This is a genomic window from Leptospira gomenensis (assembly GCF_004770155.1).
Taxonomy (GTDB): Bacteria; Spirochaetota; Leptospiria; order Leptospirales; family Leptospiraceae; genus Leptospira; species Leptospira gomenensis.
Window position 1 is genome coordinate 104,603 of the sequence record NZ_RQFA01000073.1, and the last position, 22,996, is coordinate 127,598.

Annotated in this window: 19 protein-coding genes and 1 tRNA gene; 14 read left to right on the plus strand and 6 right to left on the minus strand. The window is 46.2% G+C overall.

What is annotated here, in order from left to right; genetic code table 11:
• Positions 1 to 3 precede the first annotated feature (3 nt).
• From EHQ17_RS16785 to EHQ17_RS16800, 4 genes are all read left to right on the plus strand, one after another.
• Positions 4 to 777 (plus strand): hypothetical protein, encoded by a 774-nt coding sequence (locus EHQ17_RS16785; RefSeq protein ID WP_135590306.1) that lies wholly within the window; start codon positions 4 to 6, stop codon positions 775 to 777.
• Positions 777 to 2,186 carry an N-acetylmuramoyl-L-alanine amidase gene (locus tag EHQ17_RS16790; RefSeq protein WP_135590307.1) on the plus strand — a complete coding sequence of 470 codons (1,410 nt, stop codon included), beginning with the start codon at positions 777 to 779 and terminating at the stop codon, positions 2,184 to 2,186. Before EHQ17_RS16785 ends, EHQ17_RS16790 begins: the two co-directional genes overlap by 1 nt.
• 497 nt (positions 2,187 to 2,683) lie before the next feature.
• A complete protein-coding gene (locus EHQ17_RS16795) occupies positions 2,684 to 3,292 on the plus strand; it encodes a hypothetical protein (RefSeq protein ID WP_135736214.1) in 609 nt (202 codons plus the stop codon).
• A gap of 171 nt (positions 3,293 to 3,463) precedes the next feature.
• A complete protein-coding gene (locus EHQ17_RS16800; protein ID WP_246057599.1) occupies positions 3,464 to 4,201 on the plus strand; it encodes a hypothetical protein in 738 nt (245 codons plus the stop codon).
• Between the two features lie 78 nt (positions 4,202 to 4,279).
• Here EHQ17_RS16800 and EHQ17_RS16805 read toward each other — a convergent pair whose 3' ends face one another.
• The gene (locus tag EHQ17_RS16805) at positions 4,280 to 5,863 is read right to left on the minus strand and encodes a phytoene desaturase family protein (RefSeq protein WP_135590309.1); all 1,584 of its coding nucleotides are present in this window, start codon (positions 5,861 to 5,863) and stop codon (positions 4,280 to 4,282) included.
• A gap of 83 nt (positions 5,864 to 5,946) precedes the next feature.
• Between EHQ17_RS16805 and EHQ17_RS16810 the strand changes: the two genes are divergently transcribed.
• The 8 genes from EHQ17_RS16810 to EHQ17_RS16845 all read left to right on the plus strand — a co-directional run bounded on the left by EHQ17_RS16810 (position 5,947) and on the right by EHQ17_RS16845 (position 16,701).
• Entirely contained in the window at positions 5,947 to 6,579 is a 633-nt protein-coding gene (locus tag EHQ17_RS16810) for a TetR/AcrR family transcriptional regulator (protein WP_135590310.1), read from the plus strand.
• A gap of 97 nt (positions 6,580 to 6,676) precedes the next feature.
• A complete protein-coding gene (locus EHQ17_RS16815; protein WP_135590311.1) occupies positions 6,677 to 9,064 on the plus strand; it encodes a sigma 54-interacting transcriptional regulator in 2,388 nt (795 codons plus the stop codon).
• A gap of 359 nt (positions 9,065 to 9,423) precedes the next feature.
• Positions 9,424 to 12,111: a PAS domain-containing sensor histidine kinase gene (locus tag EHQ17_RS16820; protein ID WP_135590312.1), complete on the plus strand. Its 2,688-nt coding sequence runs from the start codon at positions 9,424 to 9,426 to the stop codon at positions 12,109 to 12,111.
• Between the two features lie 5 nt (positions 12,112 to 12,116).
• Positions 12,117 to 12,578 (plus strand): response regulator, encoded by a 462-nt coding sequence (locus tag EHQ17_RS16825; RefSeq protein WP_135590313.1) that lies wholly within the window; start codon positions 12,117 to 12,119, stop codon positions 12,576 to 12,578.
• Positions 12,568 to 14,112 carry an ATP-binding protein gene (locus EHQ17_RS16830; RefSeq protein ID WP_135590314.1) on the plus strand — a complete coding sequence of 515 codons (1,545 nt, stop codon included), beginning with the start codon at positions 12,568 to 12,570 and terminating at the stop codon, positions 14,110 to 14,112. The genes EHQ17_RS16825 and EHQ17_RS16830 overlap by 11 nt, the downstream gene beginning before the upstream one ends.
• Before the next feature lie 11 nt (positions 14,113 to 14,123).
• Entirely contained in the window at positions 14,124 to 15,338 is a 1,215-nt protein-coding gene (locus EHQ17_RS16835; protein WP_135590315.1) for an EAL domain-containing response regulator, read from the plus strand.
• 48 nt (positions 15,339 to 15,386) lie between these two features.
• On the plus strand, positions 15,387 to 16,145 hold the full coding sequence (locus EHQ17_RS16840; RefSeq protein WP_135590316.1) for a hypothetical protein: 759 nt from the start codon (positions 15,387 to 15,389) through the stop codon (positions 16,143 to 16,145).
• Between the two features lie 157 nt (positions 16,146 to 16,302).
• Positions 16,303 to 16,701 carry a MauE/DoxX family redox-associated membrane protein gene (locus EHQ17_RS16845; protein ID WP_135590317.1) on the plus strand — a complete coding sequence of 133 codons (399 nt, stop codon included), beginning with the start codon at positions 16,303 to 16,305 and terminating at the stop codon, positions 16,699 to 16,701.
• A 354-nt stretch (positions 16,702 to 17,055) separates the two neighbouring features.
• On the opposite strand, the gene EHQ17_RS16850 is transcribed toward EHQ17_RS16845, so the two are convergent.
• Both EHQ17_RS16850 and EHQ17_RS16855 read right to left on the minus strand, forming a co-directional pair.
• Positions 17,056 to 17,139: transfer RNA gene (locus EHQ17_RS16850), tRNA-Leu, on the minus strand.
• 20 nt (positions 17,140 to 17,159) lie between these two features.
• Complete coding sequence (locus EHQ17_RS16855) at positions 17,160 to 17,564, minus strand: PaaI family thioesterase (protein WP_000648186.1); 405 nt, start codon at positions 17,562 to 17,564, stop codon at positions 17,160 to 17,162.
• A gap of 108 nt (positions 17,565 to 17,672) precedes the next feature.
• Here EHQ17_RS16855 and EHQ17_RS16860 point away from each other — a divergent pair, with 108 nt between their 5' ends.
• On the plus strand, positions 17,673 to 19,952 hold the full coding sequence (locus tag EHQ17_RS16860) for a hypothetical protein (RefSeq protein WP_135590318.1): 2,280 nt from the start codon (positions 17,673 to 17,675) through the stop codon (positions 19,950 to 19,952).
• 23 nt (positions 19,953 to 19,975) lie between these two features.
• Here the strand turns inward: EHQ17_RS16860 and EHQ17_RS16865 are convergent, their stop codons facing one another.
• Genes EHQ17_RS16865 through EHQ17_RS16875 form a run of 3 tightly spaced genes read right to left on the minus strand, consistent with a single transcriptional unit; the run spans position 19,976 to position 22,049 of the window.
• On the minus strand, positions 19,976 to 21,052 hold the full coding sequence (locus EHQ17_RS16865) for a DUF5777 family beta-barrel protein (protein WP_135590319.1): 1,077 nt from the start codon (positions 21,050 to 21,052) through the stop codon (positions 19,976 to 19,978).
• Entirely contained in the window at positions 21,049 to 21,624 is a 576-nt protein-coding gene (locus EHQ17_RS16870) for a YceI family protein (RefSeq protein WP_135590320.1), read from the minus strand. The genes EHQ17_RS16865 and EHQ17_RS16870 overlap by 4 nt, the downstream gene beginning before the upstream one ends.
• Entirely contained in the window at positions 21,621 to 22,049 is a 429-nt protein-coding gene (locus tag EHQ17_RS16875; RefSeq protein WP_135590321.1) for an LIC11213 family lipoprotein, read from the minus strand. The genes EHQ17_RS16870 and EHQ17_RS16875 overlap by 4 nt, the downstream gene beginning before the upstream one ends.
• 206 nt (positions 22,050 to 22,255) lie before the next feature.
• On the opposite strand from EHQ17_RS16875, the gene EHQ17_RS16880 reads away from it, so the two are divergent.
• Positions 22,256 to 22,900, plus strand: coding sequence for a transglutaminase-like domain-containing protein (locus EHQ17_RS16880; protein WP_135590322.1), 645 nt, complete (start codon positions 22,256 to 22,258; stop codon positions 22,898 to 22,900).
• Positions 22,901 to 22,996: the final 96 nt, after the last annotated feature.

Below are 22,996 nucleotides of genomic sequence, written 5' to 3' on the forward strand. Positions count from 1 at the left end.
CCAATGTCATTAAAAAGTTTCCAGAGTGTTTTCGCGATCCTGTTCCTCGTTTCGGTTTCGGTTTCGGTTTCCGCTCAATCGGCACCATCCAAGGACGAAGTCAAAGGAAGCGAACTCGCAAGCGCAGCCGCCGATCCTAAATACCAAGGCGATTATCTGGAGGAATTTCACTACGCGAGAACCTTGGATTCTCTGAAAGAAAGAGTGAAAAACGACATTCACGCGCTTGCCACCGTGACCAAAAATTTCGGTTCGAGCGTTCAGGGATCCAACGAAGAGTTGAATTCGATCTGGAAACAATACAACGACGCGCTTCATTATTATTACCGAAGACAATACGTCGTCGCGGGAAGAAAAATGCGCGAAACGACGGAAACGATGGATAAACTCTACAACAAATTCTCCGACCAATACAACAAACGTACGGATCAACTTCTGGGCGAATGTGCGGATACGATCGTAGGAATCGAACAAAGTCAAGGAACTCAGGTGAACAATTCGGCGGCGAGAAGTCGGGAGATATCGGCCAACCACCATAAACTTCAGATCGCCTATTATCAGATGATCCAGGCGGATCGTATGCGTAGGGATTCGAGGTATAAGGATTCCCTAATTCATTTCCGTTTGGCGAAGGAATACGGAATCTCCATCCTAAGCAAATTGAAATCGGATGAGGAAAGCAAAAATATCCGCGAAAAATACAAGGTGGATTTAAGCGACAATAGAAATATGGTTTTCGCGGAAGGCGGAGAAAATAAGGACCCGCAGAAAAAATAGTGAGTCTTTTTCGGAATCTTCTTTATTATTCAATTTTTATAATATTCTTAATTTCCGTTTCCGGGACCGTGGTGACGGCCGGACCGGAACGGACAACCGACTCGGAACTTCCACCTCCGGAAACTCCGGTCAAAATTTTCAAAGTCGTTTTGGATCCGGGGCACGGAGGAGTGGATCTAAAACCCAAAGAGGATCACGGGGACAAATACGATCCGATTTCGGACAAATATCTGGAACTTTATAAGTCTGGCGCTTCCGCAAGGGGAAGAAAGGAACGCTCCGTCGTATTAGAACTTTCTAAAGAGCTTAAGGAAATTTTGGATCTTACCAAAACGCCCGAGGGATTTTCCACGTTTCGCTCGTATATGAAATCGTTTACGAACGAGGAAATTCCGTGGGTGCGTATCGACTCCGTGATGACTCGTACCGAAAACGCGGAGGAGAGGGATTATTCCGCAAACGAAGATCCGAACGCGGCGTATCGTCTTTTCGATTATCCCGATAAAAAGACTAAAAAGATCAGACCGGGAAGGATTTCGTTTATCAATCGGGAGAAGCCGCATCTCGTCGTGTCGCTTCACCTGAATCCTAGTTATAAGGAACATCCTGGAGGTATGGCCGCGGTTCTTTCTCCGTCGTATCGCACCTTCTACGTGTTGAAGGGTATTTCCGAAGGTCGATTTTCCGAAGAAAAATTCACGAGTTCCCCTTGGAGTGAATGGATGGTCTTTAAAGAAGGTTGGTCCAAATTGCAGAACGCGGTCGCGGACGCTTGGATTTATTTTCACGGTTATTGGCCCACTCGTTCCGGAAAAAAAACGGATCTTTCCGCCTTCGAAGGTTATCGTCAGAATATGATTACTTGGAAGTATAAGGACCTTCCCGGCTGGGAGGAATTAGCGAAGTTGGGAGGTAAAGGACCCTATTCCAAAACTCACAAAAGTTTTTCTGCGGAAGGGAAGTTTTGGGAAAGGGAAAAAAGCGATCCGGAACTCTGGAGAAGAGAGGATGGCCGAGAAGGTTTCGGCGGAGACAATCATTACGCATCCGCAGAATTGATGCGTTTCGTTCAATACGGGTTGAGAAAAAGAAAAACCGAAGAGGAATATCCGGAACCGGGACCCATCAACAAACCGTATCTTTCTACATACGCTTTACCCACCTTCATCAACGCGATTTCGGCTTATCTTGAAATCGGTTATATCGACAAGGAAAAGGATATGACTTTGATGACTAAGCGTAAAAAAGACGTCGCTATTTCTTTGGCAGCGGGAATTTATTCTTTGGCGCAGGGGATCAAGATCAGGCAGCAGGATTATCCGTATGTTCCGGCGGGTAAAAAAATCAACTGGAAACGTTACGAAAATCTTAAAGACGGAACGAATTACTTTCAGATAGTGAGCGAGTGATTCCCATTCGTTCCTACAATTCCTTAAATTACCTTTCCATCCTTTTTCTTTCACACTTTCCTAATATGCGGTAGCCAATTCGCAAGATAGTCGTCCCGGTTTTTTCCGAAAAACTCGTAGCGTAAGAATCCGTTTAACGTGCGATGTTTCCCGCTGCTTTTAGACAAACTTTCTTGGATTATCTCCGTGTGTTTTCTATCTTTATATTCCAAAATTGTCATGTAGAAATTGAAGTTTTTTGACAATTTAAACGTAGCGTAATCGTTCAAATTCATCGTTTTATCCCAAGATTTCCGTTTGTGATGAAAATCAAATCGCTCCTCAAACTATGACTTTCGAATTCGAAAATTCGCATATACTCATAGATTTTTACAACGATTCCGCCATCAGGGTTTTTATCCCGCCCTTTCCATCTATCCATTTTTCGGGAAGGAGAAGGATCTCTTATGTTTTGATGCGTGAGTGCGCGGAATTTCGCTCGTAAGAAAAGGAGTCGTTTGGTATATGTCGTTTTAAAAAATATGATTCACTATAAAACCGTATTCGCGCTGATTTTCGTTTTTTGTTCCTGCAAGGGAAGTTTTTTATACTGGAAAACGATTCCTCACGAAATAAAAACTTTACAAAAGAATTATATACGTTTCCGTCTCCCGCGCAACATAGTGGACGGAAAGGAAGGGATCATCTCCGATAAATATTACGTGAAAGTGTTCTGGGAGGAAGCCGACGGTCCCTTTCACCGTTTTTTATTGATCAATCCGGATCGGGGTTCGGGTCTTTGGGATAAATGGTTCGGCGAAGACCACTTCGTTTTTTATCCGGACTGCGATTATAGGATCGATATTCCCGGAGGCGAGAATAGTTTCAAGATCGAGATCGCAAAAGTAAGATCGTATAACGGCTTTCATACGGAAAAAGAAGTTCGACTTTTTATTCCTTACGATCATTCGATTTTCGTTTCTCTGCTGATCGAACCGAATTTATCTTCCGCCGATACGATCGCTCGGAAGGAAGTGCGTCCTCTTAATTCCCGAATCAGGATTCACGCGGAGGTCGGGCCTAACCCGAATCCAGATGCCGATTTTTCGTGCGAAGTTGCGGAATGAAATATTTCCCGTAAGGAATGAAATCCGAAATCTTCGTAAAATCATTGTTTTGCGATTCCTTTTCCGTTTTGAAGTTGTGGCGGACGTATTCAGGGATTCTTTTGGAATGAAAGCTGTATTTACTTTTTCATTTTGAATGTTTTCGGCCGCTTAAAATTCTCGGAGAATGATATGGATCGATTTTTTAAAAACTCTGGTTTGTTTTTACTGATACAAGTTTTTTCGACATTTTGTCTTTCCGCTTTGCCGAAAGAAATGCCCGAGGATTTTTATCTGGAATTCCACAGGGACGGCGGTATGCGTCCGGATCATACGGAAATTTATTTCAATCGTGGGATTTCGCATATCAAAGAAAGAAAGGACGGAAAGGAAAAGATCGTTTATTTTAACACAGACCTATCCCTGTTGAAAAGTCTGTACGAATCCCTTTTGGAGAATCGTTTCGACCGGATCGGAACGAGAACGGAAACGATTTATGATCGCGGCGGTGAAAGCGTTCAAGTTCGCGCCGACCGTAAAACGTATAACAAGTCCGATTCTGGTATGACGCTGATTCAACCTTATTGGAGAAAAAACTTTAAGAACGTGCTCGATGCAGTACAGAATTCGAAACGATCCGTGATGGACGGAGCGTTTAAAGTTCCTTTCGCGCTTACGTGGAAGGAGTTTAAAGAGCCGCTTTCGTTACAGATCGATTCCGAGACGAGGAGCGTCTTTTACCGGTATCACGTTTCTCCTTTTGAGATTCGAAACGTCGAATTTTTCTTCCTACCCGGAAAATACAAACTAGAGTTCGAATTTCACGAAGACAAAGCCAAATTTCACAGACATGTCTTCGAGTTCGAAGTCGTTCCGGATTCGGGTCCTTTGTCCCTGATTTGTAGTCCGGAAGGCTGCGTCCGAGGTTAATAAAAATTCGGGCGGATAAATTCCGTTTTTTAATGTAATAAGTTTAAAATATTCAAATATTCTATTTTAAAAATATTCTCAATTTCTTAATTCCTTGAGGATGTCCGCCGACCCGGAAACGGCCAGGGCGGCCGCGAGTCCTCCCATCATCGCCCCGGCAACACCGGGAGAAGCGGCGTCGGCCCCCGTAAGATATAGACCTTCGATAGGAGTTTTCACGTTAAACCACGGACATCGTTCGCGTTGGTATCGTTCCGGTACACAAGCCATTCCGTAGATGGCCCCGTCCGGGTGAGAGGTGAAATGTTCGTTCGTGACGGGGGTCGATAGTTCCGAGTATTCGACGGTTGCGCGGATGCCCGGAAATCTGGATTCCAAAGTGGAAAGAATCCTTTCGGTAATTTTCTCCTTTAGTAATTTATAATCTTCTCCCCTTTTTTTCCAGGGTTCCGATTTCCATTTGGAAAAGTTTTCGTAATCGGTGAAAGTGATTACGTCCATCGTATGACTTTTTGCCTCGGGATTTTTAAGACTAGGAAAGGACAGATACAGATTGGGGATTTCACCTTCGTTTCCTAACCAATCGTTTCTTTCCGAAAAATTCCGGTCGTGGTCGCTGGAAGAGAAGATCCAATAATTTTCTCCTTTGAAACCGAAACGGGCGGGGCTTTCGGTTAAACCCAGATAAAGACAGACGCTCGTGGTCATTTTTTCTTTATTATAAAATTCTTTTATACGTTCTCGAAAAGGGATCGGATAACTTTCCGGAATCAATTTCGTATACGTAGGATAAGCTCCAGCGCAGGAGACGATTACCGGCGCGTAAAAATCCCTTTGCGATCCGCTTCCTCTCAACGCTTGAGCTTTGACCCCGACGACTTTCCCTTCGCTTATCAAAATCTCTTTCGCTTCTACGGAGGAAAGAACCACTCCGCCTTGTTCTTCCAAAATAGGCTCGATCGCTTCGAAAATCTTTCCGGCGCCCCCAATCGGATAATAACCGCCGTTTAGATAATGTTGAACCAAAGTGGCGTGCATCGCGAACGCGACCTTACCGGGAGGCAAACCGTAATCTCCCCATTGTGCAGCGAGAATCCCTTTCAGGTTTTGGTCTTTGAAGTTTGCGTCGAGATAATCCTTTAAAGTGATTCCGTTTTCTTTTCCTAAAAGACCGGATACTGAATCCAAAGGAGGAGGGGACAATCTCATCATGATGGACTTTCCGAAGAGATTAGAGGTCTTTTTTATATCTCGAAAATAACGTTCGATCGCTTCGTTTTCTTCCGGAAATTTTTGTTTGAGATCTTGTTTGAACGTTTCGGGATTTCCGTAGATATCGAAAGCCCCGGAAGGAAAGATGAGTCTTTCGAAAGGTTCGGGCATACGCTTCCATTGAACTTTTTTTCTCGTAATTTTATCCGAAATTTTTCGGCAAAGACCGTCTTCTTGCATATCTCCCACATAGTGGATTCCGACGTCCCAATGATACTTACCTTGTTTCCTCTGGAATTCGTGCGTAAAGCCGCCCGGTTGAAAATGTTTTTCCAATACCAGAACTTTTTTGCCGTAGGACTGGGCGAGTAGGCTCGCAGTGCATAAACTTCCCATTCCGGAACCTATAAATATTACGTCGAATTCGTTCCCTATCTGATCTATATTCATTGACAAAATTTCCCCCGGGCAATAATGTTAACGGTTATTACATTTGTGTATTAACTAAATACTTTTATGTGATAATCGTCAACATGAAAAATGTCCCGGAAAAAAATTCATATCACCACGGCGATCTCAAGCGGGCGCTTTTGGACGCTTCTTTGCGGATTCTTAAGGAAGAAGGTTACAAAGCCTTGAGTCTGCGAAAGGCCGCGGCGACGGCCGGAGTCAGTCAATCCGCGCCTTATCGGCATTATGCGGATTTAGAGGCGTTGTATGCCGATATCGCCGAGGAGGGCTTTCGATCCCTTTCCGAGCGCCAAAGAAAATTACAAGCCAGGTATAGAAAAAAACCTCTGCTTCTGTTTCGGGAGTCGGGAGTGTGTTACGTGGAATTCGCGCTCGAATTTCCGGATCTGTTTCGGATCATGTACGGAAATCAGATAGAAAGTCATTCCAAATATAAATCCTTAGTCAAAACGGAAGACGACTCTTTCCAGATTATCGTGGAAATAATACGCGATTGTCAGCGCGCCGGCGTACTACATACCGAAGACGTACTCGCTTCCGCTATGTCTGCTTGGACCATGGTTCACGGTATCGCTGTCCTTCTTGCGGGAAAACAAGTGATGTTCCGCTCCGTCGATCTTAAGAAGGCGAGAAAGATCACGAAAGAGCTGATTCATTTTCTTTATACCGGGATGAAAGCCGGAACTTCCCTTTAAACGAAAAAACTTTAATCGGAATCGAATTTTCCGAATCCTTAAATTAGTTTTCCATTTGCAAATCGTGCGGCGTCCTTCATTCTGTCGGGACAGATTCATGCTCGAACTCACGATTCATTCCGTAGGGAGGTTGGCTCCCACATTGTTGTGCCTTTCGATCGCGATACATCTTTGGCTGCGCGAAACCAAAGATAAATCGACTTTTTGGTTGGGTTGTTATTTCAGTTTTCTATTCCTTTTTAATCTGGGATATTTTTTAGGTTATAGCGTTTCTTCCGAAGACGGAATTTATCTTTGGATTCTTGCATCGGCGATTTGTCTGGCCTCCGCTTCGCGTTTACAGTTGTCGTATCACTTTTTCGAAACAGTTTTCGAAAAAGAATCCAAACGGGCGGCTTCGATTTTTTTCGTGGTCGCCGTGCTTGCCATCGCGGAAACTTTCTTCTGGTTTCACGGAGGAAAAAAATGGCTTCCGTCGATTCACACATACGGACCTATTTATTTTTCCTTTTCCGTTCCGGTGTTATCCCTGTTCGGTTATCTGGCAAGTCTTATCGTCGGAATGCGTAAGTTGTCAGCCATCCGCAAAAAGGAGGGAATTCGGGCTCAGGGATGGACCGGTTTAAAACGTATCTGGAGGGAAAACATCGGATTTCGGATCAATTTTCAACTTACGACGATTACTTTTTTTGAAGTCGGATTAAATTTTATATTTTTAATTGGAAATAAATTTTGGGTAGCGAACTCGGCTTTGGCCGAATGGATGAACGTCGCTTTGCTTCTCGTTTTTTCGTCATACGTCCTGATCTATTCGCTCTCACCCGCTGGTAGGACCGGTTTTACACCTCGTCTAACAGGCGTTACGTTGGTTTTCTGTCTTTTATTACTTGGAATTCCGGCCAGAGCGTATCAGGAAAAAAATCTGGACGCGTTTCGGACGCAATTGGAAGCGGAACCTTCCGTCCCCCTTTCCTCCTACGAAACGAAGATCGTTTCGGCCACACACTTCGTATTAGAAGAATCTAATCCGAATTCTCTTCCGTTGACTACCTCGATCGAACGAGGTTATCGGGACGGACGGTTCGTATTTTTCGAATTCCAGTCCGTTCCGCTTTTTGGTTTCGCTCGAAACGAGGGAAAAAATACGGTCTGGAAGGTTTTTCCGTATTCACGTTTCCGTAAGAAAGCGGACGAAGGAGCTCGATTCGTTTCGTTTTGGTATCTTGTCTCCGTATTCGGGTGTATGATGATTCTTCCTTTCTTATACCGTACGAGTCTGATCCTTCCTTTGCGTCATCTTAAGGAAGACATCGAAAAATTCGCGCTTAAGGAGGATCCCAACTTCGACGGCTCTTGGAAAGGAAAAAGGGAAGTGGATTCGTTCCGCTTTTCCTTTAAGGAAATATTATCAGTATTAGAAAAAGCTAAACAACAAATGCCGGAGGTTTTTGCGGAAATACAGAATCTTTCGGAGGTTCTCACTTCGAGGGTAAAAATCACCGAACTCGGAAACCGTGTGATGATTTACAAAAGCGCTTCGATGTTTCGTGTTTTGGAAGAGGCGGAACGTGCGAAGTTTTTTAAGTCGCCGGTTTTATTGATCGGAGAAAACGGAACGGGCAAGGAATCGATCGCCCGATTTTTCCATGGAGCGAACAACATCAATCCGTTCGTTGTCGTGCCTTGTGCGAGCGTTCCTTCGGAATTTTGGAGATCGGAAATTTTCGGTCATACCAAGAAAGCGTTTCGCGACGCGTTGTCGGATCGTGCGGGCCGTTTGGTCGAGGCGAAGGAGGGAACTCTTTTCTTCGACGAAGTCGGAGATATACCTCTCTACTTTCAGGCCGAATTGAGCAATCTTTTGGAAGAGAATCGTTTTTCGCAGACGGGTTCCGATTCCGTTCTTACTTATGATTGTCGTTTTATATTCGCCACACGTAAAAATTTGGAGGATGAAGTCGCGAAAAAAAAATTCAACGAAGATCTTTGGAACCGGATCCGTACGTTTACAATTTCGATTCCCGCGCTTAGAGAACGACCGGAAGATATTCCGTATTTGGTCCGTTATTTTCTTGACCGTTATTCCTCCGAAATAGGACGCAAATCCCCCGAACTTCCGTTTTCTGTTTTAGGTATGTTGATGAGCGATTTATGGCCGGGGAATATTAGAGAATTAGAAAATACTATTTTGCGCGCCGTGGTTTCCAATTCGGAAAAGACGCTTCAGATTTCCTCTTTCCCTGAGATAGCCGCACGTTCCCGACATTTGCCTTCCTGGAAAAACGTTCCTTCGATTTCCTCCTCTAAGCGGATCGATTTGGACGAGGAGATCAAAAAATTCGCCAAGGATCTCGTGGAGACCGCGTTGCGCGTAAGCGGAGGAAATAAGACGAAGGCGGCGCAGTATTTAGGAATCAAACGGACGACGTTGACGTATCGCATCAAAGAGCTCGGAATTCGGGAAGAAAAACTTCTCGATTCATAACAGAAACTTCCGTTTTACGAATCGTTTTCGTTGCCGCGTTGAGGACGTCTTATGTCGAGTCGGGCTCCGTTTTCTCGTAGATCGTCTTACGATGTGTTCGCTCTCGACGCGACCTCCGAATCGTTTTCCGGAAAACCTCGGGTTTGAAAGGCAACAATTTCTTATCTTGTCGTCCAACGTCCGTCCGCGTGTAGGCGAACGTTCGCTTCGAATTTACTCGGCAAGTTGTGCGAAATCGTACTAAGAAAGTGCGGTCCCATAAGTGAGAACTTTAGAAAAGGGTAATTTCATAATTTTTGTTTTTTTAATTGAAATACTCCTACCGTAGAAGTTAATATTGTCGTTCTTCGGACACGAGTATGCAACATTCCAAAACCGTATCCTTGGAAGAATTGGTATCGGAAATCGATTTTTTCCATTCGAAAATATGCGCGTTGGAGGAACGTTCCTCCGGGAGAATTTTATACTCAAAAGGATACGGAACGTTCTGGGGATTGGATCCTGTATCCGGAGGGTCGAAGGATCTTGCCTCGCTCTTATCCCATCTATACGGTAAAATCAGGAATTATTCCGCGTTCGCGGAGCCGATCCTTTTAATCTATATTCACGATCCTGAATATTTTGATACGCTTTTTTCCATCGACGGAACGATCCTGCGTTTTTTCTGGAAACCCTTGTCCGTAAACGATACATCGATCCGCGTTTACTTCTTCGAGGTTTTGGGAACGAAAGAGGAAACGGGCGTCTCTTTTTCCCATCCCTACGTCGGTCCCCTGTTTTACGAATTGCCCGAGCCGGCTTTCGTATTCGATCCCGATTCTCTCCGATTTTTAGCGGTAAACGACGCCGCCGTTTTCGTCTACGGTTACTCCAGGAAAGAATTTTTTTCCATGACCTTGATCGATATCCGTCCGGAAGACGATCGTGTGGTTTTAGAAGCGGCGGTTCGCAGTTTTGTCGAGGCGCCCGGAATTCGTTCGGCGGGAATTTGGAGACACTGGAGAAAGGATCGCAAACTTCTTTATATGAAACTTACGGCGAACCGCATTTCTTTCGGAGATTCTTACGCCGTTCTCGCGCTTTTGCGGGACGTTTCCGAGTTCGTCGATACTTCTTATTCTCTCAAACAGAGTCTCACCGAAAAACAATCGATCATAGAAAGTATGTCCGATCGTTATTTTTCCCTATCCAGAGATTGGAGATTCATTTCGGTGAACCGTAATTCCGAAATAATATTAGGAAAACCTAAAGAAGAATTGATCGGAAGAAATCTATGGGGATTGTTTCCCGGACCGAATCAGGGATTCTTTAAGGACAAATACGAAACCGCCCTGAGAACGGGTAAACCCGTTTCGTTCGAATACAAGAGCGATCGCAGCGGCGAAATTTTGGAATTCAGGATCATTCCTTTCGGAGAAGGTCTTTCCGTTTTTTTCCAGGACGTTACCGAGAAAAAAAGAAGGGAGAAAGAGCAGGAGATCCTGAAGGAAATCCTGTTTCGTATCCCGAAGGCCGCGACGGTCAAGGACTCCTTCGGAATTCTTTTCGAAATCGTTTGCACACGAACATTGTGGAGTTTCGCTCAGCTCTGGAAATTTCGCGACGGTGAATTGATTCTCGAAGAAGGTTCCCCCTGGTATGCGTCCCCCGACTTGGAGGCCGAATTCGGGAAATACAGATTGGATTCTTTCGCCGTCCGTTTTCTTCCGGGTGAGGGGATGATCGGCCGTTCGTTCGATTCCGATCGGATCCTTTTTTTCAAGGACATCCGCGACGAGGATGAATTCAAACGGAAGGGAGCCGCTAAAAAGGCGGAAATCAGTTCTTGGATTTCGATCCCTTTCAAAACGGGACATGAAAGTTACGTTTTGGAATTCTGCACCCGCACGCAAATCGATTCAGGACATTATTATATTCAAATGTTTGAATTAATTGCGGATCAGGTGGAAAGCCTCTTTCGCAACAAGGAGAACGAAGACGAAAAAAATCAGTTTTTTAAATCCTCGGGAGATATGTTCCAGATTTCCAGATTGGACGGAACGGTTATCGAACGGAATTCCGCTTGGGAGACGGTCTTCGGTTATTCCGCGGATGAGCTGAAAGGTATGGATCTTTTGGATTTGGTTCATCCGGAAGACCGCGAGAAAATGTTGTTGGGTAGGGAAGGTTTTAAAAGAGAAAGAGCCAACGTTTCGGGTGTGTTGCGTTACGTAGCGAAAAACGGAGACGTGAAAAGTATTCTTTGGAAAGTCACTTTTTCTCCTGAATACGATCTTATCTACGCGACCGGAAAAGACATTACGGAAATTCAAAGAAACCAGGTTCAACTCGAAAATCTTACGCGCGAGTTGAAACGTTCGAACGCCGACCTAGAAGATTTCGCTTTCATCGCGTCGCACGATCTCCAAGAACCACTCCGTAAGATTATGGCTTTCGGAGATAGGTTGTTGAAAAAAACGTCCGCTTTGGATCCGGAATCCACGGATTATATTCAAAGGATGTCGGCGTCCGCGTTGAGGCTTTCCAATCTCATTGAAGGTCTTCTTTCTTATTCGCGGATCAAAAGTAGGTCCAAACCGTTTCAGTTCTGCGACCTTTCTAAAATTCTGAGAGAGACGATCGGAGATTTGGAAATTTATATCAAGGAAAGGAACGCAAAAGTGTTCGATGCGGAGATCGGTTTTGCCTGGTGTGATCCGGTTCAGATCGGTATGGTTTTTCAGAATTTGATCAAGAACGGAATCAAATTTAATAAAAACGAAGTTCCGGAAGTTGTAGTTCGATCCGTTCCGCATCCTACCGAGCCGAATCGGATTCGTATTACGTTTTTCGATAACGGAATCGGCTTTGACAAAAAACATGAAGAGAAGATATTTACGCTCTTTCAACGACTTCATTCCAGAGAAGATTACGAGGGTAACGGAATAGGTCTCGCGGTGTGTAAAAAGATCGTTGAACTTCACGGCGGTAGGATTTTTGCGGAAAGTGTTCCGGGAGTCAATTCAGTGTTTTACGTTGATATTCCGGGCTCCGTTACGGAGATTTAAATTTTATGAGCTTAGAGAACAAAAATCAAAATTCGATTCATATACTCGTAGCGGAGGACGATCCGGACGACAGGCTTTTGATGCGGGACGGTTTTCGCGAGAATAACCTGATCAATCCGCTGCATTTTGTCAAAGACGGGGAAGAGTTGATCGATTTTTTACTTAATAAAGGAGAATATTCTGATATTCTAAAATACCCTAAACCAGGCTTCATACTTTTGGATCTGAATATGCCTAAGATGGACGGTCGAGAAGTTCTCAGGACCTTAAAAGGAATTCCCGAGCTGAAAAAAATTCCAGTGATCGTTTTGACCACTTCCCGCGAGGAGGAGGATATGATCCAGACATACGATCTCGGGGCCAATTCCTTCATCCGAAAGCCGGTCGAATTTAGCGCATTTATCGATACGATTCGCACCCTCGGCGAATATTGGCTGGAAATCGTGGAGCTTCCCCTTGTCCGTTAATCGGCATTTTCCGGATTCGGTTTCGCTGCTTTTGGCGGAGGACGACGAGGAGGATTTTCTTCTCTTCCGGGAATATGCGGAAGATATTCCGTTTCCTAAATATACGATCACAAGAGCGAAGTCCGCTGAAGAAGCTCTTTCCGTCGTCTCAAAGGAGCCTTCCGGATTCGATATCTTCGTCATCGATCATTTTTTAGGCGCGTCCAACGGAACGGATTTGTTAAACGAATTGCGTTCCGCGATCGGACCAGTTTCGGCGGTTTTGTTTTCCGGTTTGTCCAGAGAGGAAATAGCAGATACCGCGACGTCGGCGGGTTTCACTGAATATCTGGAAAAAAACGGTTTGTCTTCCGCTTCGATTTCTAAGGCTCTTTTAAACGCGCAAAAAAAAGGCGCCGATTTCATTCTTCCCGAGCCGGAAAAAAGGACGAACGGGTTCGATCCTTTGGATTTTAGAATGGAGACGATCGGTAAGTTTTCCGGATCGATTGCACACGATTATAATAATATTCTAAATATCATCATCGCGAATCTGGATCTTATGGAGTTGCAGTGTAAGGATCATACCGATCTTCTGAACAGGATTCGCGCCGCCCAGAACGCCGTTTTACGCGCGGTAGATCTCAATAAAAAACTTTTGAATTTTTCAAGGAGGCAATCCCTACATCCCGAACTTTGTGATCCGAACGTCTTGATTTCCGAGTTTCTGAAGAATTCGAGGGAACATTTCCCGATCAACATCCACGTCGAATTCAATTCCTACGGAGAAGGGGATCTTTGTCTGCTTGACAAATCCGAGTTTTCAAACGCGTTCACGCAGTTGATGTCCAACGCGAAGGAAAGCCTCGCGGAGTCAGGTGGAGGAATTCTTATCGAGACTTCTTTTGTCGTATTAAATTCTAAATTTGGTATGCGAATCGGAGGTCTAAAGGACGGACCTTATTTCCTTTTGAGATTGAGCGATAACGGTATCGGCATCGAGCCGGGTGATCGGGAAAAAGTTTTCGAACCGTTTTATTCCACCAAACCAAAGGGTAAAAGTGCCGGCCTGGGGCTTCCTACGATTTACGGTTTCGTTCGTAGATCGGGAGGAAATATCTTTTTCGATTCTCGTCCGAAAATCGGGACCGATTTTTTCGTCTATCTCCCGATTCATAACGCAAAAACCGTTTTGCTGATTCCCGAATCGGTTTCCAGGCGCGCGATCTATTTCGGAGAGAAGTCCGCGACTGCGGATTGGTTGTCGCTTTATTTTCGTTCTGTCGGTTTTTCCTTCGAGTCTGTTTCAGATTTTTATCGTCTTCGTACTTTAGCGAATCGTTATTCTTCGGAAGATACGGTTTTTCTTTCGAACGTTTGGGAAAAAGGATTCGAAGAATGGCACGAGTTCGTTTCGGAACACGTTCGATCGAATCAAAATCGGGAAATTTTTTATTTTTCGCACTTGAACGACGGTTTAACTTCGGAAAATTCCCATATAATTGTCCGTCCCGTTTCAAAGAAATCACTTGAGAATCACTTTAAAGGAGTATAACTTTACTACTCATGAATTCGAGCGCATTACCTAATTTATTGATTCTCGACGACGAAGAGGAAATCGCGGGAATCCTGGGCGACCTCGCGAAACAATGCGGTTTCGAAGTCTCCATAACCCACAAAGCCGACGATTTTTTCGAAACGTTAGACGAATCCTTTCAATACATCATTCTGGATCTTATGATTCCCGGAGTGGACGGCGTGGACGTCCTTCGTATGTTGTCCGGAAAAAAATTGCCGGTTTCCGTAATTCTCATCAGCGGTGCGGACAGAAGAGTTTTGCACAGTGCGGAGTCGCTGGCCATTCAATACGGGCTAAAAATTTCCGGAGTTTTGGAAAAGCCCATCCGTATTAAAGAATATCAAAAAGTTCTAACGGGTTTGATTTCGGATAAAAAACAAGAAGCGTCCAATCCGGCGTTCGCAGGAAAACGGGCTTCGAAGGAATCCGATTCCGCGATTACGCCTGAGGAAATCGAACGGGCTATTCGAAACGACGAATTCCTTCTTTTTTATCAGCCTAAGATCAATTTCAAAACCGGCAAGGTGGCGGGTTTCGAATCCTTGGTTCGTTGGTCTCATCCAGATCGAGGTTTGGTTTTTCCGGATTCCTTTATCCCTACTTTGGAAGGTTTTCCCACGCTCATGGACGCGATGACGGAAAAACTGATTCTTCAGGCGCTCGGTCAATGTGCGGCTTGGAATCGTGAATTCCCCGGACTTGCGGTGGCGGTTAACGTTTCTCCTGTGAGTCTCAATAAGTTGATTCTTCCGGAGACGATTTCTAAGATGATCGAAAACTTCGGTTTAAAAAACGATCAACTCATCGTGGAAGTTACGGAAACTCAACTTTTGGAGAACATCACTTCCACTCTGGACATTCTTACCCGTATCCGTATCCGCGGAATCGGCCTTTCGGTGGACGACTTCGGCATCGGTTATTCCTCCTTAAAACAAATTCATCGTTATCCGTTTACGGAATTGAAGATCGATCGTTCCTTCGTCAGCGTCGCTCCTTTCGATACGGAAGCCTTGTTTATCTGCCAAGCGGCGATTGATCTCGGTCATAAACTCGGTATGACGGTGGTCGCGGAAGGGATCGAAACCTTGGAGGTGGCCGAGTTGATGAAGGCGGTGGGTTGTGACAAGGGGCAGGGTTACTTTTACAGCAAACCGATGCCCGCGGAAGCCGCGTATCAATTTCTTTCGTCTTTTAGAGGTTGAACGTTTTCTAGTTTACGCGCTCGATCCGGATTCGATTCTTCCGGTTATATGAAAAATCTTCTTCAAGATCCGGATTTTCCAGTTCTGATCCGAGCGTATCGTTCTTCGTTGGTTCGACGTTATTCTTCGTCCAACCTGGAACGTTATCCGGAATTTAATTCGATTCCGCGTTCTACGATCGACACTCTTCTCGATTATTTTTTAATTCTTCTTTATCCCGAATTCGAAGGTAGGGTCGTTTTGGACGGCGCCTTTCAATCCCTTTCCGGTTTCGTTCATAGTCCCGCGAAGGTGTTCGGTCTGATCGGTTCTCTGGGAGCCGCCGCGTTCAGTTTCGGTAAACATTTAGGCGCGGCGTTCAAGACAGGTTTCGCCGCGTTACACTCCTATCTTACGGCGCGTCGTTTCGAGACGTTGATGTTCGATTTCGCTAAGAAGGAGTTGGAGAAAGGAAACGACCCGGCGGATCCGAACGTTTTTCGTTCGATCATCGCGCAGGTTCCGAAAAAGGAAGCGGATCAGTTTAGGATCGATCTCGTCAAACTCTTCGAAACCTTATCCGATCGGGATCTGTTGGAGAAAATCGTGGTGATGATGCGCGCCATTGTGCGTAAAATGGAATCCAAACCAAAAACCTACACCAAGGAAGAAGTGGAAGGAATCCGTCTCGGTTTGTCCATTTTGGAAAAAGGGCGGGAGTTGTTCGAAGGGCTTTCCGAAAACGAGATGAAACTTATTTTGAAAGCGGTCGATCGGATAGAAACAGATTTTTTCGAGGACGCTTTGAAACGGAACGGAAAAATCTAATTCTTAGTCGCGTCCGTTCTTTAGAAATTACGAATATACTTTTCGTTTCGCCGGTCGGCCGGGCGAATTCGCTTTTTTGGATTCGTTTTTTTTAGCGGAATTATTCTTGCGGGCCTTTCCGAAACGGCTACAATATTCTGTCTTGTCGGAGGAACGTATGAAATCGAATCTTTTGGATTGGACCGTGCGAATCGTCGCGGTGTTGATTTTGATCCCCGCTTTCTACTTTAAGTTGTCCGGAGCCGATCGGTCGATTGCGACGTTTTCGGCTTTGGATGCGGAACCTTTCGGTCGTTACGCGGTCGGTTTTGCGGAATTGTTCGTCGTGGTTCTTCTTTTGATTCCTCGGACGAGCTGGTTGGGTGCGACGGCCGCCGTCGTGATTATGGTAGGAGCCGTAGGATCTCATATTTCCGTTTTGGGTTTTGCCGGAAATGCGGGTGTTTCGTTTGCGTCGGCGCTTGTAGTTTTGTTTTGTGCGATCGTGGAACTTTATGCGAGTCGTTCTCGAAACCCGGTTTTTACGAGAATTTTTTTGAATCGTGGTTCGGATTGAGGAGTTCCTACGGTCTGATTCCGGTTTAGCAAGAATGTTTCCGGATCTTGTGTGAGAGTTCCCACGCGGTTTGTCGGTCCAATCATCGATTTCTTGCGGCAGGGATCGATGCGGGGTCGCCCGCTGGGAAGAAAAAAGCGGATACGAAACAAAGCACGAGGCCAAGAACTACAGCCCAGAAATATAAGAGAACCAAGAGGAAGAGAAGGTGAATCGTTCGGGCGACCAGAGCGGAGAGCCCGGTCTGCCGATCTTCGGCGAGTTTTTCGTTTTCTGAGAAGTTTTCGGCAGAGCCGCCCGAAAAAATCCTCAAATAATTTTTTGTCGATGACGGGCGGAATTCCACTTCCAATTTGCCGATGGTCGGACTCGAACCGACACAGAGTTGCCTCCGGTGGATTTTGAATCCACTGCGTCTACCAGTTTCACCACATCGGCGGTTGATTGCGGAAGAAAGATCAGTCGTCTACTTCGATGTACTTTCCTTTTCCACGAGCTACGATTTTACCGATTTCGTTTTCGATTTCGGCGCGATTTTCGATCACTTTCTTGTTCTTTTTTACGAACCATCCACGTAAATGGAGCGGCTGATTCACAAAAGCAGGCTGCAGAAAACGAATCGTGAGTTCGCCCGTGGTTGTTTTGAAATTCATGGCTTCATTGATTTTCACCATGATTTCGTCTAAGATCGTAGATATAATCCCCGGGTGAATTACATCCGGTTGACCTTGAAACTTTTCCGGACAAGTGAAATCTCCGTATGCGGATTGCGTGTCCTCATCAAAGGTGATTTTCAATTGAAGTCCGTCCGGATTGTCTGGACTGGATCCAAAACTTAAGTTTGCCCGAACCGAAGCTTTCATAAGTCAGGAATATACTATACATACATGGCGTCAATTACAAAAAGAAGGCGGAACGGGTTCAAGATCCTTACCTGCGTTTGTCGATTTTAAGAACAGTAATCTCTCTTTATGACTACTCTCCTTTTATTTCTCTTCGGTCTTTTGTCCGCCGGCGCCGGCGCTTACACTCTTTTTAGGGAGAAGCCCGCGTCGAAGGATTCCGACTCATCTTCCGTTCCCGGAAAAGGAGGAATTCCAGGGAGCGACCCCGGTTCGGGGAAGGGAAGTTTTTCGCGGGAAGATCGAGGCAAGGAAATTCCCGTTTCTCCGGGTTCTCCCGTGGGAACTCCCCCTTCTTCGAGCGCGGGAGGGGAAGGAGGAGCTTCCGTCGGTGGCGGATACGGTGTTCCGACCGGGGAGCGAAGACCGGAGTCGAAGCTCGATTCTACAGATACAAAATCCCACAAAGATCAATTTCCCGGTCTTCGGAAAAAACCCAAACTCGATCTCAAGCATAAGGTTGACGATATCATTCGGACGAATTCTAAATTCGCCAATCATAGGCGTCCCTTGATCAACGCGGAAGCGCTGGTTGATAAGGAAAGTTACAACGGCGCATTAGAAATTTATAAAAGAACAAAGGCAAGGGTTCCGGATCAAGAGATTCAGGAGAAGATCCAAGAGAATATCGACCAAATCCAAGCTCATCTGGAAAACGACGAAGAGGAAGTTTATCGGCCGGAAAATTATGACGGACCTCCGATTCCTCTGGGTGATTTAGTTCGAGCGATCAAAGACATCAGCGAATCGTTAGGAGACACCATCTCGAAAGGTTTTGGGAATCCGATTTCCCTTCCAGGTTCGCCGTTTGATCCTGGAGCGATTCCCGGTCCTCCGACATCTTCGGGGAGTTTTCCCTCCGGTCCGGTTTCCTATCATGTTTTTAGTCCTGGTCCTGCTTTCCCTCCGGGGAGTATTCCTCCGACAGGGGCAGGCTCCGGCGCGGGTTCGGGGGGCGGCGGGGATGTCGGACCTGTCTCTTTTCTTCCCTCGTTCCCGGGTGCGGGAGGAGGGGCTTCCGGCGGGGGAGCAAGTGGAGCCGGTGGTGTAGGATCTCCTTCTTCCGATCCTTTCGGAGGGGACGGCTTTCCCAGTGATGATTTTTCCGGAGGAGATGCGGGAACTCCGTCTTCTCGCGGATCCGCCGGCGGCTTTTCCGGGGCGGGAACTCCCGGAAGCGCTTCCGGAGGTGGTGGCCCGCGCGGTGGGAGCCCTGGTCCCGGCGGAAGTGGCGGTGTAGGATCTCCTTTCGATGATGGATCGGGCGGCGTCGATGCGGGAACTCCCCCGCGGAACGATTTTCGAGAATACCTGGATCCGAACGCAATGGATCTTCCGGAAGATACGTTTTTTTCGGAAGAGTGGGACAAATTCAAAGACCTTCCTCTGGTCGATCGCAGAACCGGAGAAAGCCGTCGATCCGGAGGAGAGCGACGAGGTCAGGATCCCAATCGAAACGATCGTCGAAAAGGGGACGATCGCCGCAAAGAGGATCTCTTTCAACTCAGGGACGATTACCTCAAACAAAAGGAAGAACAGAAAAAACGGGAAAGAGCGGAGGCTCCTCCCGAACCGCAGCAGACCCTCGAACCGGCGGATATGGATTGGCCGGAAACTCCTCCGCGGGACGACTTGCCCCCTTTTCTGGCTCCGGTCGTTCCGAAAATCGAACTCGTACCGATCCGTCTTCCGGATCCTGAGGATAAAACCGTTCGTCCTGAAACGGAACCTCCCCCTCCCACCTCAGCGCCGTTAGGCGAACTCAAGCTGGAAACTGCGGCCCCGGCCGACGGGGCGACGAAGGACGTTACTCCGGTAGAACTTCCTAAAATAGGACTTCCTGATCCAGTCTATCAGAAAACCGACGAAGCCGTACCGGAAATTCCGCACCTGGCTTCGCCCGGAGCCGGAGAGGACGAAGCTCCCGAAATAGAGTTGGTCGAAGGGGGTTTGGAGCCGTTCGGAGAGGAACAAGAGGATTCGGGAGAAGAATCCGGCACAGGACCGAAGGAAGAGGAGCCCCGTATGATCCACGGGATCCTCGAACTCAAACCTCCGGAAGTGGACGACGCGCCCTTTTTGACATTGACGTACGACTTCGGAAAAATTCCTCACGCGTTTAAACTTTCGAAGAATTATAGTATTATGGAATACTCATACTATAAGTACAAACCGATGCTGGTCAAAGCGCAGGAATTCGCGCGCAGAAAAATGCTCAAAAACGCGCTCAACTATTACCGTGTGATCAAATCGCAGAACATTCCGCCCGAATTGAGAAAGATGATCAACCGCAACATCAAGGATATCACCGAATTTATGGAAAAATATCTGATGGCCAAGGGCGGTTGATCCGTCTTCCCGATTCCCCTTTTTTAGTATTTTGTAGAAAGATCCTTGCCGCTTTCCGGAGAACTTTCCAGGGAAAAATATCGATGGATGTTGAACCCGATCGTCCAATCCTTTTTGTCGTAGTCGTAGTCCGCACCACGCAATAACTGAGTGTGCGCTATCGTCCGACTGTTCGTGACGAAAAACTGAAACACGTGCCCTCCCGTCTCGAAATCCACTCCGAAACTCAAAGGAACGGACATGTATTCGACAGGTTTGGAAAGAAGGATATTGTTGATTACCGCATCGATCGTTCTTCCTCTTGCGATGAGGTCGTTTATCTCCGAGGAGGTGAATTCAGTTCCGTTGAGTTTTGTCTTTCTGTCCTCGGCTTCGTACGATTCCCCGATATAATCCCGTTTAGGCGAAAGGATCGTTCCGAAAGTGAAATCCAATCTCTTAAAGACGTGAATCCGGAACGAAACGTCCAAGCCGGCACGATCGTTAGAAAGACGGTCCTTTACAAAATTACGATGTACGAATATAGGAGACAGCTGCAAAGAGAACACGTCTCCGAAACGACGGGAAATCAAAAACGAAGCCAACATACTTTGACGATCCCGGTCGGTCAGTTCGTACGTGTTCCATTTTTTTTCCAATTCGGAATCCAAAACACCGGAACCCGTGGAGGGGCGAAGATAAGGACCGTAGAACCGTTTTTGTTCCTCCGTTTCCTGTCCGAAAACCCCGAAAAAACTCACCGTAACGGGAAAGGAGGAATCCTGGGTCAAAAGACGAACCTTGCCGCGGGCCTCGTATGTTTTCTGAAAGGAGGTTCTTGCGACTCCGACCGTGATCCGATCGGTGATTCCGTAATCCAAGGAAAGTTGCGTGTTGGCTCCGTTGTCCAAACCCAAAAAATCGTAGGAAGCGGCTTTGGCGTTTCCGAATCTGTGATTGATCCGAAAATCCAAACCTTGTTTTCCCACGTCTTCGGTGCTCGGCATATGAATCAAACTGCTTCCTAAAAATGCGGACTTTCTTTGTTCCTGCGCGGAAAGGCCGAAGACGTAAAAACACACGAATAGAAATACGACGATCGTTCTACACGACTTCTTCATTCTTTCCGAGTCCATAGGATCGAAGTTTCTATTTTGATCTTCTCGTTCAGTTTAAGAATTACGAGTTTCGGAATTTCTATTTTAAAATCGGTGAGAAGGATTTCGAAATCCGCGCGGACCAACAGATCCTTTTCCCGTTCCTCGAAACTTCCCTGAACTCGGAGATTCTTTTTGACGACGCCGTGTAACGTAAAATCTCCTTCCACTACGACCGTTTTGGAAGCTCGGTCGTAACGTACGATCGAACCGTGAAACGTCGCCGCGGGGAAACGATCCGTTTCCAGATAATTCTCGTGCATGTGCCCGTTCATCAGTTTGTTCGGAACGTTGAGGTCGTTTAGATCCGCGTTGACAAAGAATTTTTTGGTTTTTAGATCGGCTTTTCCTTCGGCTTTATGCAGGATTCCGCGGATCGTTTCCTGCGGAGCCTCGCTTAAAAAACGGATTTCTGCTTCTTTAACCGTCCATTCCTCCGCGTCTTTTTTTTGAGCGGAAAGATCCGCGGACGGAACCGTCCGCGTAAGAGAAACAAGAATTAGTAAAAAATAATATATAAATTTTCTAAAATTCAAGGATTGGCTCCTTTTTGGATCCAACAGAAAACAGCCTTGTTGATGTCGTTGTTGTTGAATACTCTCATCGAACCGGTGTTGATCTTCTGAAAGAGAAGGCTACTCTGCGGATTTCCGGCTACGACTCTGTTTAGAACCGCCGTATAAGAAGTGACGTCGAAACCGGCGTTCGCATTTCCCGGATTATGGCAATTGGAACAAGTTCCCGAAATCCCCGAAGCGCCTAACGTAGCAAAGGTGGGAGCCGGATCGGTGCAATCCGCGGCGGAAAGTTCCTTTAACGGAGTGGAACCTCCGAGAAGATAACCCAGGCTTTTCAGAGTTTCCTCTTCGTCCGAACTTTTTTTGTTCTGACAATCCTGAAACGAAACCGCGAAAAAAATCGCGAGTACGGCGACGAATACGAATTTTTGAACTGTTTGCATACTTTTCCTCGATATGTACCTTTCGGTGAATTTTACCTAAATCGAATTTACCAACTCCTGTAAAATCAAAAATAAACCGATTCCAATTCTTTGGTATCCGAACGAACTGCAACGAATCCGGAAGATTCACGTTTTTCAAAACAACAGGCGATCTCGGTGGACGAGGATTCCGCAGTTACGAATCTGTAACAAACCGGACTTCCGACATGTTACCCGAACTACAAACCACGTATTTTTTCGATCATCAATCCGAGGAGGTTCTTTCTTTCGTGCGTAGATTCACTTCGTCGGAAGGAACTCCTTTGGAAAATTTAAAAGCACTGTATTTGGGCGTTCGGGACGGGATCCGTTATAATCCGTACGATTTTACGGATCGGAAAGAGGCGTATCGTGCGAGCGCAATCGCCATCGGCAGACAAAATTATTGTATTCCTAAATCTCTTCTGTTCGCGGCCGGCGCGAGAACCTTGGGTTTTCCGTCTAAGATCGGTTTTGCGGACGTGGTCAATCATTTAGCGAGCGAACGTTTGGTGCGCTATTTGGGAACGTCCGTTTTTGCGTTCCACGGATATGCGGAAGTTTTGATCGACGGTGTTTGGATCAAAGCGACTCCGGTGTTCGATGCGGAGTTGTGTCTCCGGTTCGGGGTTCCACCTTTGGACTTCGACGGTTCCCAAGACAACGTATTTCATTCCTTCGATTCGAAAGGGCGGAAGTTTATGGAATACATCGCCTATCGCGGAGTATTCGACGACTTTCCGTTCGACTACGTGATCCGAGGAATCCAGGAGTATTATCCGAACGTGCAAGGTTTTTCAGGAGATCTGAGAAACGAAACCCCTCTCGTCTGAGCATTTCGGTTTAGTTTATTAAAGCGAACTGTATAGGCGGAGTTGTACGAGAGAGCAAAGAGTGCGAGATCCTCGTTCTCGTTTCGTCGGTTCTTC

What these genes read in the sequence shown, in the direction of transcription:
- EHQ17_RS16785 (WP_135590306.1), top strand. Translation starts at nt 4, where the DNA reads ATGTCATTAAAAAGTTTCCAGAGTGTTTTCGCGATCCTGTTCCTCGTT.
- EHQ17_RS16800 (WP_246057599.1), top strand. Translation starts at nt 3,464, where the DNA reads ATGGATCGATTTTTTAAAAACTCTGGTTTGTTTTTACTGATACAAGTT.
- EHQ17_RS16805 (WP_135590309.1), bottom strand. Translation starts at nt 5,863, where the DNA reads ATGAATATAGATCAGATAGGGAACGAATTCGACGTAATATTTATAGGT.
- EHQ17_RS16810 (WP_135590310.1), top strand. Translation starts at nt 5,947, where the DNA reads ATGAAAAATGTCCCGGAAAAAAATTCATATCACCACGGCGATCTCAAG.
- EHQ17_RS16815 (WP_135590311.1), top strand. Translation starts at nt 6,677, where the DNA reads ATGCTCGAACTCACGATTCATTCCGTAGGGAGGTTGGCTCCCACATTG.
- EHQ17_RS16820 (WP_135590312.1), top strand. Translation starts at nt 9,424, where the DNA reads ATGCAACATTCCAAAACCGTATCCTTGGAAGAATTGGTATCGGAAATC.
- EHQ17_RS16825 (WP_135590313.1), top strand. Translation starts at nt 12,117, where the DNA reads ATGAGCTTAGAGAACAAAAATCAAAATTCGATTCATATACTCGTAGCG.
- EHQ17_RS16835 (WP_135590315.1), top strand. Translation starts at nt 14,124, where the DNA reads ATGAATTCGAGCGCATTACCTAATTTATTGATTCTCGACGACGAAGAG.
- EHQ17_RS16840 (WP_135590316.1), top strand. Translation starts at nt 15,387, where the DNA reads ATGAAAAATCTTCTTCAAGATCCGGATTTTCCAGTTCTGATCCGAGCG.
- EHQ17_RS16845 (WP_135590317.1), top strand. Translation starts at nt 16,303, where the DNA reads ATGAAATCGAATCTTTTGGATTGGACCGTGCGAATCGTCGCGGTGTTG.
- EHQ17_RS16855 (WP_000648186.1), bottom strand. Translation starts at nt 17,564, where the DNA reads ATGAAAGCTTCGGTTCGGGCAAACTTAAGTTTTGGATCCAGTCCAGAC.
- EHQ17_RS16860 (WP_135590318.1), top strand. Translation starts at nt 17,673, where the DNA reads ATGACTACTCTCCTTTTATTTCTCTTCGGTCTTTTGTCCGCCGGCGCC.
- EHQ17_RS16865 (WP_135590319.1), bottom strand. Translation starts at nt 21,052, where the DNA reads ATGAAGAAGTCGTGTAGAACGATCGTCGTATTTCTATTCGTGTGTTTT.
- EHQ17_RS16875 (WP_135590321.1), bottom strand. Translation starts at nt 22,049, where the DNA reads ATGCAAACAGTTCAAAAATTCGTATTCGTCGCCGTACTCGCGATTTTT.
- EHQ17_RS16880 (WP_135590322.1), top strand. Translation starts at nt 22,256, where the DNA reads ATGTTACCCGAACTACAAACCACGTATTTTTTCGATCATCAATCCGAG.